General features: G+C 51.6%; 10 protein-coding genes. 2 read left to right on the top strand and 8 right to left on the bottom strand.

Annotation, left to right across the window (positions count from 1 at the left end; genetic code table 11):
- Positions 1–109: 109 nt before the first annotated feature.
- The 5 genes from QQL78_RS20570 to QQL78_RS20550 form a co-directional block, all read right to left on the bottom strand.
- The gene (locus QQL78_RS20570; protein WP_284376669.1) at positions 110–1189 is read right to left on the bottom strand and encodes a hypothetical protein; all 1080 of its coding nucleotides are present in this window, start codon (positions 1187–1189) and stop codon (positions 110–112) included.
- A gap of 353 nt (positions 1190–1542) precedes the next feature.
- A complete protein-coding gene (locus QQL78_RS20565) occupies positions 1543–2253 on the bottom strand; it encodes a hypothetical protein (protein WP_284376668.1) in 711 nt (236 codons plus the stop codon).
- A gap of 48 nt (positions 2254–2301) precedes the next feature.
- Positions 2302–6279: an nSTAND3 domain-containing NTPase gene (locus tag QQL78_RS20560; protein WP_284376666.1), complete on the bottom strand. Its 3978-nt coding sequence runs from the start codon at positions 6277–6279 to the stop codon at positions 2302–2304.
- 13 nt (positions 6280–6292) lie between these two features.
- Entirely contained in the window at positions 6293–7210 is a 918-nt protein-coding gene (locus QQL78_RS20555) for a nucleotidyl transferase AbiEii/AbiGii toxin family protein (protein WP_284376664.1), read from the bottom strand.
- Positions 7200–8045, bottom strand: a complete 846-nt coding sequence (locus QQL78_RS20550) for a type IV toxin-antitoxin system AbiEi family antitoxin domain-containing protein (RefSeq protein WP_284376663.1) — start codon at positions 8043–8045, stop codon at positions 7200–7202. Before QQL78_RS20550 ends, QQL78_RS20555 begins: the two co-directional genes overlap by 11 nt.
- A 362-nt stretch (positions 8046–8407) precedes the next feature.
- Here QQL78_RS20550 and QQL78_RS20545 point away from each other — a divergent pair, with 362 nt between their 5' ends.
- Positions 8408–10708: an argonaute/piwi family protein gene (locus QQL78_RS20545; protein WP_284376661.1), complete on the top strand. Its 2301-nt coding sequence runs from the start codon at positions 8408–8410 to the stop codon at positions 10706–10708.
- On the top strand, positions 10708–11892 hold the full coding sequence (locus QQL78_RS20540) for a PD-(D/E)XK nuclease domain-containing protein (RefSeq protein WP_284376660.1): 1185 nt from the start codon (positions 10708–10710) through the stop codon (positions 11890–11892). The genes QQL78_RS20545 and QQL78_RS20540 overlap by 1 nt, the downstream gene beginning before the upstream one ends.
- Positions 11893–11970: 78 nt before the next feature.
- On the opposite strand, the gene QQL78_RS20535 is transcribed toward QQL78_RS20540, so the two are convergent.
- Genes QQL78_RS20535 through QQL78_RS20525 form a run of 3 tightly spaced genes read right to left on the bottom strand, consistent with a single transcriptional unit; the run spans position 11971 to position 14848 of the window.
- Positions 11971–13299, bottom strand: coding sequence for a DUF6035 family protein (locus tag QQL78_RS20535; protein ID WP_284376659.1), 1329 nt, complete (start codon positions 13297–13299; stop codon positions 11971–11973).
- Entirely contained in the window at positions 13296–13898 is a 603-nt protein-coding gene (gene scpB / locus QQL78_RS20530) for an SMC-Scp complex subunit ScpB (protein WP_284376658.1), read from the bottom strand. The genes QQL78_RS20535 and scpB overlap by 4 nt, the downstream gene beginning before the upstream one ends.
- Positions 13895–14848, bottom strand: a complete 954-nt coding sequence (locus tag QQL78_RS20525; RefSeq protein WP_284376656.1) for a DUF1403 family protein — start codon at positions 14846–14848, stop codon at positions 13895–13897. Before QQL78_RS20525 ends, scpB begins: the two co-directional genes overlap by 4 nt.
- Positions 14849–15084 lie beyond the last annotated feature (236 nt).

Raw genomic sequence — 15084 nt, 5'->3', positions numbered from 1 at the left:
TCCATTTTGCCGACGTTCGGAACAAAAAGGTGAACTAACATGTCGCGGGATCAGATATCTTTTCCACGTATGGTTCTTGATGACGCAGAAAATCCCCGCATGACCCAATTCATAGGTGTTGAGCTTTCTCAATTCCATCTTGATTGTATTTTTTTAAGTGCATCAAGAATTTTACCCGATCAGGAAAAAACTTCATCGCGTCGTCTAGATCCTTCTGCCGGTATCTGAAGAGCTGAGAGACATACTCTGGAGGGGACAAGATGCCGTTTTTGGCTAGATCGCTCTTCTCAACAGTTTCGCCTGGTTCATGAAACTTTTCCTCGCCTAGGCCAAACGTACAGATTTGAGTCTTAATGCGTTGGGACGGAATGATCTTGGCTGCAGTAAAGTCCAAGTCGGTCAAAGCCTCATAGTCTGCGTCGGCCATTGCCGATTCAAGAAGGATGGACTGGTAGACTCCAAGCTGAGGAGGGTGGAAAGGAAAGTCCAAGAAGGGGATATTCGGTTTCGCGTCAACTGCATAATCCTCGACATAAACCCTGTCGTCCTCATATCTGAGCTGTTTGGGATACGGGAAACCCATGCGTTTGCTCAGCAGCAATTCTGTCGGTATGTTCATGAAAATCAGGCCGTTGATCGAAAGCACGAACGACGACGGCTTGTGCATAAAGACAGGATCGGATGCACCGCTCATGACCAAACCTTTGGAATTGTGTCGGTTGGGATAGATCAGAACGCAGCGGTCCTTCGTACCAATACGCTGGTCAATGTAAAAATTTGGCGGCGGAGCCGGCCAGTCTTTGTTTAGCATCATGTGACCAAGCCAAAGGCCAATCCGGACCTTATCGAACCAATCAAGTAGATCGTCCCATTCGGCGGCCGTCAAATTGTAACCGCCCAAAAGCCGTTCAAGATAGCCTTTGGTTCGACCTTCCAATGCGGAATAGCGTTCGTTGCAGCTTGTGCAGGCTGGAAACTGGAACTGGTCCGCCGTAAATCGGCGGGGTTTCCTGTCGGGATGACTTGTCTCAACCCCGAGGTGCCACTGTCGTTTTAGATTTCCTGTGAGCGAGATTAGCCACTTCGGTATGACATGCTCCTTGTTCTTGGCGTTCGGAGGTTCACCACAAAATATGCATCTTTTTTTTCTCGCTGAGGTGATGATGTATCGGCGTTGTTCATTCCGCATTCCCCTATTCAACTTAACCAAGACAGATCTTAAGAGCGCTGTCGCTCGTGTCGCAGCAAGTGCATATGTACAATCAGCTGCGACATTCGTCTTGAAATATTGAAGTCTTCAGTTCTTTCAGAGAGTAGCTTTTTTAGCCCTGCCAGCGGGCGAGATTTGGCTGACCTTTGCGTTACCCAAAGAAGCAAGTCTGTCGCCTGAAGTCCGGCGTTATCTTGCGAGGCAGGCATCTCGAATTCTGCAAGGGGATAGTCAGCGAGGGAGATGTCGGAAGAACTTCCATCAGGCGCGTCTTCCCAGATAACGCTACCAAAATGGGCATATGTGCGCGAAAGCGTCGTCCTAAATTCATCCTACTTGTCATGAATTAGTCGCTCCGGAGGGCTTTTTTCTTTCTCTGCAAAATCATGGATTGCTTGGAATAGCTGAGTGAATGCGACAACGTTGGGCGAACTGGCTTGATAAGCCTTTCTTGTCTGCGAGTTTAATAGGGTGAACTCTTTTGGATGTTCTCGGGCGAACTGGAACGCCACCTGAATGACCTGAGATACCGCACTCGCGAGCTCTATGTTCTTCAACTCTGCTTCGATCAGATCGGCGGCATCGATAATCTTGTTGAAATCATCCTTCAGGAACGCAGACCAGAAAAGCTTCGCTGTGTCCTGTGACATCGCCTGATCGATTGTGAGGCACAAAACATGTCGATTGAGCTCGTCCCAATACCATTCACCCGGAACCGCCCTATTTTCCCCGGCATCAAAAATGACATCGACGAACTTTGTCGGAGCCATATAGGGTTTGTGGATTTTGGCTATGTTGAAGACCCAGGGCCCTTCGTGATCTAGAGCAGCGACAACTTGTTCGCCGATCTCAGCCACAGTTGTTTCTGGCCACTGGTTCGCATGAAATCGATCCACCCCTTTCTCAATCAGGAACGGGTTCAATACAGAGCTGACTACTGGCGCGATGTCAGTGACAGATAATAATGTACCGAGCCCGAAGTACTCGTTCTGATCGAAGATATTGCGGCCGGAGTTTCCGGTTTCATCGACATAGGCAAACATTGAGACCTCAGTTTTCTGCGGCTGTTGGAAGAAGTCTATGAGCGATCATCACTTCAAAATCATACGAAAGAGGCTCTTTACTGTTTCGACCATTTGTACCGAACCGAGTTCATCCAAGTAATCGAGCTGATCAGGATTTCGGGTTTGGTGTGTGTCGTGCAGCAACGTGATAACCCCCTTGCCGAGCAATTTGCCCACGCCTTGGTTTACAGACTCTTGCTCGGAACCAACGGTCACGAAGAACATCACCGCTAGAAGAACAGCACGGTCGGAGTTTGTCGCAAGGCCAGTTGCAAGTTGCAAAATTCGCGTATCGCTGGCGTTTTCAATCAAAAGGAGAACTAGCCAACACGCAACTGTTGGGCTGACAGCTGCAATACTTTCGTTTTCGATGAGGTCAATTTGTCTGGCTTCTAGATGATTGCGTTCGAAAAAAAGCGCTTTTGCCGAAAGGCTTTGAAAAGTGGGGAGCCCCTCGCCAACAGCGATTTTGACGATTTTGTCACGACGGGCTGGAGAGCCGTGCCGTACCATAGCTTGCAGCAAAGTTAGTCGAACGTCATTGTTGTCAGTTTTCTTGAGCGAACTGATCACCTCTTGGTATTGATCGTCCGTGAGATCGGGTTGTTCGAGAATGAGGTCGGCCGCTTTGTCTGCGATAGGATAGTTAACCGTGTACCCATGATGGTGTTGATCAGGCGACCATGTATCAAATGTCAGTTTGATCAAAACGTCAGAATGGTCACCATGGGGTGTTTCCTCAAGCATCTCCACAAGGCGCTTCCGGACCAGACTGCTGTCATCTCGTCTCATTTCCAGAAGGCTTTGCGGAAGTGGTGAAGATGAGGCCAAAAAAACCGCGTTCATTGCCGCCACACGACAACGCGCAAACTCATGCCCCAATCCAATGGAAATCAATGATTGATCATTCAACTGAACTGCCAGCTCCATCGCCTGGCCGACAAGTTCAATATTCTCGTCGGAGACGCCATAAGTGGTCGTTAGGATACTACGAAGCCGCGAAGATATTTCATCTCCGTTGCTAGACAGGGCCTTGGAGACTGCCAGATTCAGATCGATACGAGCAGATTCATCTACGGATTGAAGCACTCTTTTTGCGTTAGGTGACAGTTCTGAATCATCAAATCCGACAAGCTGGCGGATTGCCGATGAAACGTCAGGCGTACACTGAGATGTTATCTTTTTGATGAGTGTCCGCTGTTTAGGGACAGGTATTTCGTCAAATTCAAGGGCCGCTTCAATGTCTAGTGAAATTTCAAGCCTGCGTTCCACAGAAAGTCCGGACGATGGCGACAAAAGTTCGTCAATGAGTCGAGGCATATGGTTGAGCGCCACTCGTACGGCACTTGTTCGGACGTCTCGATCTTCAGAGCCTTTACGCAATCGAACTTCCAATTGGCCGGAAAGTGATTTTTTGAATTGCTTATCTGCAAGGTTCCAAAATTGATCTTCGTGGCGGTGTTTTAGGGCCACGTTGCTTATCGCTGTGAGCTCTGCTTCTGTAGCATCGCTCTCGTCGCGGCTCGCACAGTTAATCCACTCCCATACAAATGAGGCGCACCTAGGATGGTTGGCCAAGGACAACCAATCGCCACTTGCACGGCGAGCATTTACGTAGGCCTTTAGAACTTCGCCAGCGGTATGACCATCTTCGCCAGCCGACTCCCAATAGTGCTCAATCGCGTGATCGTCATAATCGCGATTGTGCATCGCAAGCCAGAATTTGCGATCATGTGAGTTGATTGACATGTCACTACATTTTGCTGCTTCCAGCACTACGGCCTCAAATCCGCTGATGTCGACGATCGCACCGTCAATCAGTGTCTCCGCATTTGGATTGTATCCATGCCCGATGATCGCGATCAGACCGGCTCTGAATGCGGGTGTGAGATTTGGTGAAAGCCGCGTGATAGCGGTGTGAAAATCACCGCTAAAGGAGCCATTCCTGAACCCTATAATTCGCTCGATGAAAGCGGCACAAATAGCGTGTGTGTGTGGTTCGGTTGAAATCCAATTGTACCACTCCTGAGATCGCTCTGGTTCTTTCCAGGAACTCATATTGAACCATTTTCGATCAACCGGGCTGTCGTCCAGCCATCTCGCCAATTCAGCTACCGCACATTTCTGGGAGCCTGCCTTGACTGCAAGTGCGATATCATCGCGGAAAGTGGATTCTAAAGCGCCTAATCTCGAAGTTAGCCATGTATCGATTTTCTGTTGGGAAGCAGAAGTTATCCGCAATCTGAGCTTTTCCATACCAGCCGTAAACGCACGTATTTGGACCACCGTTTCAAGACCCCAGTCGGTGCCAGTGACGTTATCAAGATCGATCAGTGCCTCTATGAGATGCCCAAGGATGCGCGACGCTTTACTCGGTTTCTCAAGAATGGCTGCTTCCAGCCCTGCTTCCACACGCGGGTGTGCGCAACTGATCTCCGTTACATCTTGTTTGAAATTACCGCCTGCAACTAGAAACCCTACCAACGGCAAAAGTTTATCCTCAAGCGCCGGTAGTCTGTCGTAGAGTTCTGGCTCCAAGTCCTCAAGCGCGCCAAACGTAATGCGCTTGCGCGCTTTTAAGAGCGCCCAAATTACAGCAGCTTGCTCCCAATCACCACGGCCTTTGATGCCCAAGATCAGAGACGTTTCGATGAACTCCTGTTTGGCCTGATCGATGCAACGGTGCATGAATGTCGCTTCGTTTTCGTCATCTTCCTCATTGGGGCCAAGAGCAGCTGTTCCAAAAAATCGTTCGATTTCAAGTGGAAGAAGAAGCTGCTTAATGACAGTGTCTTTGTACTTCAGTGCAGAAACTTGTTCGCTGCGGGGCAGCGCTATCAACCTGTTGTCAAACAATGTGCCACGATCGGCCTCACGATAATGGCCATGCGACAACTCAGCTGTATATCGTTTGTTCAAAGCTTTCGGTTCAGCAGCAACAAGCACATCTGACCGACTTGTAATGACAAATCTCCGGTCAGCGGTCGCTGAATTCAAAATCGCGTTTATTTCGTCGTTCCACGGCAGCGCCGTTGGTTCTGCCCGGTATTTCCCCCAAGGATCTTCAATCTCGTAGATGACGGATCCTGGTGTCGTGTCTGCACGAATGGATTCTGGACCTCCGCTAATCTTGGCGTGCCTCATATGCGGGTTGTCGTCTCGAAGCTTTGCAATGAGTGCTTTTGCCGTCGTTGTTTTCCCAGTGCCAGAGGGACCTGTTAGGACAAGGGCGCTCATATTATTCAGCTGGTCCTGAAGCTCATTCCAATTTGTTGGGGGAACGAATGCCAAGAGGTCTTTGGATACACCGTCATAGCCTTCATGATCCATGATTATCCGGATGACATCATCGCGCGTCCAAACGCCGGCACCGGCACCTCTCATGCGCGCCAAAGCTCCTTCCTCCAGTTTGGCCACACAATCAGCGATCTTACTGGCAGGAACCCTGAATCGATCAGTGAGAATATCCTTGATCCGATATTCTACCGTCTCTGTGTCTAATCTGTTCCAGACCGCCACGCGGCCATCGGCTTTTTCAGGCAAGTCTTTAGACAGTGTGGCGGGCATCGGTCTTAAGCGCTGCCATTGCCGTGCTCCGCTGACTGCCAAATTTCGGGCAACCCCTTCAAGATCTGCCGAGGTAACAAGAAGGTAGTTTACATTCGGGTTCTTCAATCGGTCTTTGGCAGATTTGCGTTTCGTTCCATGCGCCAAAAGAGTTGCAATATCCTTGATTTTCCATGGCCCAGTGCTGCGTAACTTGCATTGCACAACCAGCTGTCGCGTCTTGAGTGGCATAGTCTGGGCCAACGCACCTGGTTCATCTTGGATGTCAGCTTCGAGATCCTCCTCGCTGATGGGCTCCAAAACAATTTGGTCGGTCAACTGCTTATGAGCCAGTAAGTCTAGAGCAAACAGAATTGAGACTTTGAGTTGGTACCAGTAGCCATCCAAGGCAGTATGGGCACTTGTTGTGTCTTGTGCAGTCGCGTCCGGTGTGTTCATGGAGTGGCCTTACTCAAATCAAAAGTTTCTCGAGCTGGCCAGTTTGCTGGTCGTGCTTTTCTGGGTCTTTTTCGATGAGGCGATTCAGATTGAGCAATTTCCAACGAACCGCTGGAAGTTCAGACGCTGCTGAAAGCCCTAATAATGCAAAGTCCGGTTTGCCTGCCTGAAGACCGACTAGGAATTCTGCTATTGGCCCGCCTAACCTGCTTTGAATGTCTTTGATCAGATGGCTTCGCACGGCATGAAGCTCGTCGAGTTCAACAGATCGCCTAGTCATGCCGACAAATTCATCTTTGTAGGCATCTTTCATGTCGATGTGATTTGGATCAAGCAGTTCGTGTGGGGGTCGCGGAGAACTCGCGAGATAGACCATGAAGGTGCGAAGAAGTGCGTCTGTCAGCCCCTCGTTTTCATAGAGTTCGGCAATATCAAACAGATCACGCGGGTGTTGCCGGTCCAGAGCTGCATGGATCTTGCCACCATAGAGGTCTTCGAATGACACGACTTCTGTTTCTGCAAATCCAAACTCTTCGGCAACGAGGTCACAAACGGCCATTGTTTGAGTGCCGCCAACGATACCGCGGGTGACCGGCGAAGTTTCAATTTTGACACGTGTTCTGCCATCGTCAGCAGAAATGCGGGTCGCTCCTCCGCCACCTCCTGCAATTCGCTTGGCTGTTAGGCCAGACACTTTGTTTATGTCTTCCATGATGGATGTTAGTGTTTCGTCGATCTGTGTCAGTGATGCTTGGCGCTCTTGCACCGGCAAATAGGTCAGATCAATGTCCACCGAGAGGCGTGGCAGATCACGGTAAAAGAGATTGATAGCTGTCCCGCCTTTCAAGGCAAACACATCTTTTTTTTCATAGATGACTGGCAAAAGACGCACGAGCAGAGCGACCTGTGCTGCATAAGGTTCACGGGCCATCGGTGTCCATTTCAGTATCTGTGAGAACGAATTCTTTTGGTACATAGATGCGATATTGCGGGTGCAATTTGCCCCCCTCGACAAGCGCTCTCGGACCGGCGCCAAGATCGAAATCATCTGTGTGGATGTGTTTACGCCAAGCATGATTGTGCCTGTCGGCAAAGACAAAAAAGAGGCGCTTGACCTTCACACTTCGACAGTCTTTCAGGAGCTGCGTTAGTAATTTGGGGCGGAGTGTCGCCAATCCCTCAAAGACCATATCAACTGAATGAAATGTTGTTCTATCAGGCAGCTCATTGAGCCACTCCAATATTGCCCGTTCAGGCTTTGACTGAATCAGGGTACGTGGTAGTGGTTCTTCTGTGGCACTGGGTTTACCGTGCTCACCGAGACCGGATAGCCCGAGGTCCTCACTTTGAAAGAGTGAATTTGTGTGCAGCTGATAGAGCTCAGATGTTGGTAAGCGCTTCAACCATTTCGGCGTCGATCCATAGAGGTGCACAGAGCGGACACCTTCAAAACTGACGTAGTGTTCAAAGCCTGCTAAATCTAATGCGGTCTTTCCTCCCACATGACAGGACCAATCCATTAGATGTTGGATCGACAGCACCGTTCGCCTCCAGTCTTCGGTGCCGTCAGCGCTGAAAACGTCGTTGCTGGGACGGCGGTAAACTCCGCGTATGACCTTCTCCAGCCAGCCCTGACGTTCGTAGTTGAAGATAGATTTGCGATCGATTTTACGCGCAACAAGCCATCCAGCATCAACGAGATAGCCCGCAGGCAGATCTTGCAGTAAGGGTTTTAACTTCTTCTCGTTTTGTTGGCCTTTTGCCATTATTTATGCAAGTCCTTGAAATCCGATGAGTAGAGTTTTTCAGAGAATGCCCCAAAACACGGCCTATTACCAATAAATTTCACTTTTTTCAAAATTTTGGCTATGAGAATGCTCCCAAGCGTCCTAGTCTCATCAAAAATGCGTAGAAGAAAGGAAAATACTTGGCAACGTTGGCGACCCCAGATGTTTCCCATCATCTGCGTAAACCACATAACCCAACGTTCATCGCCCCATATGATCGGAGACCAAGGTACTCCACAGCACTAAGGCAGATCTGCGGGTATAGAACATCCACCCAAACACCATTACTTCTAATAATTACAGGCTAGTCGCTAAAATCACAAAAAAGAATTTGAAGGTAAATGAGCGGAAATAATCTCAAACTTAATTTTGCGCCGATCGGAATCACTGGGGAAACGATCGTCCGGGTAGGCTTTCGCCCGTTTGAAAAAGACATACTGCACGATCTTCGTAAGGAGTTCGCCGAAACACATGTTTTCCGAACAGACCGGCAAGACGATACCATCATTGACATTCCTGTCGTGCCAGATGCCGAGCCGCTCAGCGATAAAGTGATGGAGGTCGACCTCAAGGAAACGCATTGGCACTGGCCGTCTTTGATGAATGCCGCCATTGTGAGAGCCTTTTCAGGAAAGCGTGAAATTGCACGCGATTACCCAGTCGAAGTCCTCGGGAGCCCACAGAGAAACTTCATTGGTCACGATGGCCTGCCTGCTTGGGTTCAGAAGCGCTCTTTGTTGGAATTCACGCCAAGAACTATTTTTGGATCCGACAGCAAACCACAATTTGGACTTTTGTGCGATGCGAGGGTTCGGAACCTTCTTCTCGCCACATGCGACCAGCTGATTGAAGCCGGGCTTTCTCCGCTCGGCCGGTATGTACTCATCGATCATCCACCTAATGACCCACGACTGACATTGCGGCCCCAAATTGTCGGGCGCGTAGCCTCAATTTCCGATGGGCAGTTGGTGCTAGAAGATCATCGCGAAGGCTATGAAACAGTCGAGGCCAATAAAGCCCGCCTGTCCGGGAGCAAAGCTGACTTTGACTGGTGTGTACGCGGTCTTCTTGGCAACGATGCAGATCGGGTTTTGAAGGAGGCAAACCTCGCAGCAAGCCAAATTCATGCAGGCCCGGGGCGGCTCAAGACGATCGAAGAGACATTGGGATTTTTGCGGGACAGCTCTTTAGAAGCCGTTCCCGGGGTAAAATTCGAGATTGCCCAGTTACTTGATTCAAAGTCTCCTTCATTCCCCACTCGCGAAATGATCAAGAAGCCTTCGCTTGTGTTTGATCCGTCAGGGACGCGCACGGATGATTGGAATGAGCGTGGAATTAAGGCTAACGGACCTTACGACCAAAGGACCTTCACGCCAAAGGGGCTCAACATCGCCGTCATTTGCCAAGACCGATATGAGGGACAGGTTGAGACTTTCGTTGCCAAATTCCTCGAAGGCATGCCTGACGTGAAAACCGGGCGGCGTGGGCGAGAGCAAGCGCGCTATGGGGATGGATTTCTACGTCGGTTCCAACTCGAAAAAGCAAACGTTCAGACCTTTACGTCCTTGTCGCCGACGCTTGAGAGTTACGAAAAGGCGTGTACCAACGCACTTGAGCATGCCGCTGACACCGGAATCCAGTGGGATCTGGCACTGGTTCAGGTTGAGGAAGATTTCAAAACCCTCCCCGGCAACCAAAACCCATACTTTGGGACGAAAGCTGCGTTACTGAAGAACCATGTTGCAGTTCAGAGCTTCCGATTGGAGACCATGCAACAGCCGCCATCAGGACTAGTCTTTACAATGAACCAGATGAGCCTGGCATCCTATGCAAAGCTCGGGGGCCGTCCGTGGCTCTTGGGAGCCGAACAAACCGTAGGTCATGAACTTGTGATCGGTGTGGGGTCACATGTCGCGACGAATAGCAGAATCGGTGGTGGGACGCGCCAGGTCGGTATCACAACGGTCTTTTCAAGTGATGGCGGTTATCACTTGAGTGAACGCACAAATGTGGTTCCCTTTGATGAGTATGCCTCCGCTCTCACGGATACACTTAAACGGACAATTGTGCGGGTTCGAGACCAAGACAACTGGAAGAATACGGACCGGGTTCGTCTGATCTTTCACATGTTCAAACCGGCAAAGGACGTCGAAGCGGAGGCAATCAAAGCTGCCGTTGAAGGCCTCGATCTGGACAATGTGACATATGCCTTTGTCCACGTCGCTCCGACCAATCCCTTTGTGATTTTTGATATGAACCAACAAGGCCAGCCTTCCTGGGCACAACAAAAGAAAGGTATTCTAGGTCCTTCAAGGGGGATGCATCTCAAACTCGGGAACTACGAGTCGCTCGTTGTGTTTGCGGGTGCATCGGAACTTAAACAAGTGACCGACGGGATGCCCAGGGCTTGCCTTCTTAAGCTCCATCGCAACTCCACATTTCGAGACATGACCTATTTGGCAAGGCAAGCGTTTGATTTTACTGCGCACTCCTGGCGGATCATGTCTCCCGAGCCATTCCCGATTACGATCAAGTATTCAGACTTGATCGCCGAGCGGTTGACTGGGCTAAAGCAAATTGAAAGTTGGGATGATGATGCCGTGAAGTTCCGTGACATCGGCAGAACTCCTTGGTTTCTGTGATGCACTTATCCGAGGTCAAATCCGAACTTCATATCACTGAGGATGAGTACGGCCGCTTGCCAAACCATGTCGCAGGATTCTGCGCCTTCATGATAGCGCAAGATCGCAAGAGGCTGGCCTCTTTGGTGAATGTTGATGGCGACCAAACTGATGAAGTTGCCGCGTATCCGATGGTGGCATGTCTAGGCTATGCGATCGTAGCACACATGGCGACAGAAGACGACTTTGACCGATTCAGGCAGGGATTTCAGCATTTGTCTGGCCGAACCTTCTTTGCAGAGGGGCGGGTCCCAAGATTTGAGATCGATGGTTTTGCATTACTTGGCGTGTCGTTGGGCATTGAGCGTGCTGATGTTCCACTGCTTGAGCGAGATTGGATTGTCGATCTATTGGAAAAATCAGCGACGGCCGTGCCGCGCAGCGACTGGGAGCACGGGCTTGTCAAAGCCGCACAGGCTGTATTGGGCATTGTTGACTGGGCAACCATTCCAGATGCGCTGTGCAGAGTGGCGGTGAAAACGGCGCTAAGTGTTGAAACTGATCCCGATGAAATGCAGCTTTCCTGGGCGAGTGCTGTGGGATTAATCGGTGAGAAAACGCAACCAAAGCGCGCTGCCGGTCGAGCCATTTTTGACTCTTGCATGGGCGCGCTTTCAAGACTGCCAATCCATGGTGCCGGCTTGCCGGAATTAATCACTCTGCTCGACGAAGTTCGGGATGCCATGTCGCATTGGACTTATGAAACTAAAACGCGCGTAAAAAGTGTCGTACCACAACAATGGGAAGTTGACCACGAGTATCACGTTCAAAATCTCCTTTGGACGCTGCTGCGGCCCGTCTTCAGAGACTTAGTTGATGAGCAGTCGCTTCCTAAGGTAGGGCACACCACTCCGCGCTATGATCTTGGCATACCCTCGCTTCGAACAATCATCGAAGTCAAATTCATGCGCCGCGCCGGATCTGCAGAGTGCCGCAAGATTACGCAGGAGATTGCCGCAGATCGCTCACTCTATCTTGGCAATCGGACCGGCTATGACAAGCTCATCGCGTTCATTTGGGATGACTGCAGGCAGACCGAAGAGTATGCAACGCTCTCACAAGGTCTAGAAGGCCTGGAAGGGATTGAGAAGGTGATTATCCTCCCGCGGCCGTCGAGAATGGATCGGTCAAAGATTCCCGAGTAGTTCGATCACTGGCGTCTGTCACTGATTTTGGACGGCTAGGTCCGCACGGCAAGCAGCGGAACTCAGATCAGACAAAAGTCAGGGTTCGGTAAGACGCAGACGCTGAAACGCTCCTTCTGGAAAAAGGACGTCGAAAGCGCGGCCAGCCATATTCTCGATGGTAGATTGACCGTGCAAACCTGCAAGATTACGTTCAAGCTTTTTAGCTACTGACGGTGCTTTTAGGAGTTCTAATTTATGTGCCGCCGCTAGTGTCTTGAACGCATTCGACCAGATACGACGCCCTTTAGGTTCCAACAATAACGAATTCACGAGGTGGGGCAGATTGGCAAGATCGATCTTTGTTTGAACGGTAATCTCGTTTCGGCGCACAGTCGCCAGCACGCCAAAAGAACGTACTGTGTCATAGGGGTCTCCGAGCGCACTCCAGGGCGCGCCGCCGACAATCGCAACGATTTCATCCCAAAGACGGCCAACCTGTTCATGATCACATTCGGTTAGAGCAGCATATATATGTTCGCGAGACCGCTTGAGTTCCTCGTCGCGCTCAATCAGGCTGTCGAGATAATTGTCATAGCTGCCTCTAACTGACTTGGGTCGATCACCCTGTCGACCCCAATCGATGTCATCTGGAGCAACAATCCGCTCCCGCCAAATAGGAGTGAAGCCGTCATGGACGGCACCGGGCAATAATCTCATCAGCCTAAATCGAGGTGCGCCAGCTGCCTTGGCTGCTGTAAGCACTTCAGCATCAACGGAGAGAATTTGTCCATCGTTGCGAAAATAGATGTCCTTAAATGCCCGGCGGTCTAGCTGACCGACATCGCCGGAGACGACCCAACACAGCCGGATTTCGTTTTGCACATAAAAATCTTCGCGACGGGTGATGGTTGGCAATTGTGTCGTTGCCAGCTGAATTTCAAAAGCTGCTTCGCCCCCCTGCCATGATGAAGCAAATACATCCGGAAAGGCATACTCCCCATCGGTTCCCTTCGTATAACGCTCCGGAATGATGCCCGCGTCAGCCGCATCAACATCAAATGAAAGAATTTCACAGATCATCGCTTTGAGGGCTTTATGGCGTTCGCCTTCTTGATTTCCCTTAAACTTTGAGGCGTCGATTGAACGAAAATTTGCCGCGTTAGCAGTCGCCCATCGGCAATCTTTGACGTCCGTGCCAAAATGATAGCAATGACGTCGCCCAGCCGTTGACTCACGTCCATAGACTGAGCCACGGCAGTCACCGCACAAGAGAACCGGATTACCACTTCGCCTTGAACGAGTCGCTTCGGCACGCAGTTCGGTCCATTCGGTCTCCGACAACGCCTGCAAATACGTTTCAGCGTGAACAGGTTCCCCAAAACCGGGAACAAAGATAGCCTCGATACTTAGACGATCACTACTCATAAAGCGTCACTCAGTTCCAACTCCGGCAAATCCCGCAAAGAATGCAGACCAAACGTCGTCAGAAACGTCGCAGTGGTTACAAAAGTATGTGGTGCACCCGCCCGTGGTGCGCGCGGTCCCGACGCAATCAGATCCTTGTACCGCAGCCGGGCGAGCAGATCGCGGCTCACCTCCTTGCCGAAGATGTCCTTGAGACCCGCCCGGTCGATCGGCTGATGGTAGGCAATGGCACAGAGCACCCCCATCTCGATCTCGGTGAAGGCCAAAGACTGGTCCCCAAGATCAGCGGCGGCTTTGATCGCATCGGCGAACTGGGTGCGGGTTCGGAACATCCAACCGCCCGCCACTTGCGCCAATTCATAGGGTCGGCCGGCCAACTCCGTCTGAATGTCATCGATCAGTATCTCGACCGAGGCCCCCTGCCCCACCACGCGGGCAAGATCATCGCGGCCCACCGGTGTGGCACTGGCGAAGAGCACCGCCTCGATCCGCCCCATCCACTCGCGCCAGCGCAGCTCTTGGGGCAGATCAGCAAGCTCCCGGTCAAATACGACTTCGCCTTGATCCGCTGGTTTCCGTTTCTTCGTCGCGGCCGTCATAGAGCTATCCCATAGAGCCGGAAGGTCGGCCGCCCGGTTAATTCCCGCGCCACGCCCAGTTCGACAAGCCGATCGCAGAACCGTCGTGCCGCCCGGTCGGTCATCGGGAAACTCGTCCCTTGGATCATTGGGGACAGCATCGTCGAGGGCGCCACGGCATCCTCAGACAGGAATAGTGCGACGGCTGGGTCCGATCCTTTGGCCCGCAGTTTTGGCGCAACAGTACGAAGGGCCTCGGCGCGGCGTGCAAGGTCACGCGCCAATCGGGTCGTGTCTTCGACGGACCGAAGAAGGCGCTGTTGAACCGCCAGCTCTGTCCCCTGCCCCTCTGCAGCCAGGTCGCGCAGCATGGCTTTGGTGAGATGCTGAGCCGAGATCGGTAAGACAGATGACCAGTTCATAAACCGCGCTAGCACGATATCTGACATCAGACACGCCACCCGCTCAGCTCGGTCATCCGCCCGCAGAACGAAGCGCATCACCGCAACACACCCCGTCAGAGGTCCCTGGGACTGACTATGGTTCGCTGCTGATTGCAGCCAACCGTCGACGTCCATTTCAAACTCCGGCCCAACGAGCCCCGCGTGCCAATCGCGCCCGGTCAGTTTCGACCGAGCGGCCTCGCGCCAGTGCGCCAGCAGATCACCGTCAGGACCGCGCGCCTCGCCCAGCGGCGTCAGGTGATAGGCGTCGCGGATATCCGCCTCTTTGGCCAAGCGACCCTCGAGTTTTGAGGTCGCCGTGGCCGCGGTCAGCGCCAACCGGTTGGCCAGCAGCTTGCCAGGCACGCCATGCCTGGGATCACCGATCAGCTGGTCAAGCACCGTGAGCGCCGCCCCGGACCGAAAGGCCACAGTTTCAAGGGTTTCGACACGACCGGAGGTGACCCAACCGGGTAGCTGCGGTAGGGTGCTCTGGTTGTTTGAGATGGTGGCGGACTGATAGGTCATGCCACAAGACTATCGCACGGCGGCGCTTTTGCCTACCATATAGTGTAGAAACTGCCCCACCCTGCGGCTCCTTTCTATGTCCAATAAGTTTGCATTATCGGACACCAAAGAATATGCTCAGCGACATGTCAGTGTCGCTTTAGTTTCATGGGTGGATTCGGCCGAAATTGCCTCTCTCGTCGAGGAAATTTCCATTTAACCGGTGGACGGACCTCTTGCTCAATCTGTGGACTCGT

It is taken from the genome of Sulfitobacter pacificus (assembly GCF_030159975.1).
In the GTDB taxonomy this organism is placed as follows: domain Bacteria; phylum Pseudomonadota; class Alphaproteobacteria; order Rhodobacterales; family Rhodobacteraceae; genus Sulfitobacter; species Sulfitobacter pacificus.
The sequence above is the reverse complement of the archived record's forward strand: the minus strand, read 5'-3'. Positions and strand labels throughout refer to the sequence as shown.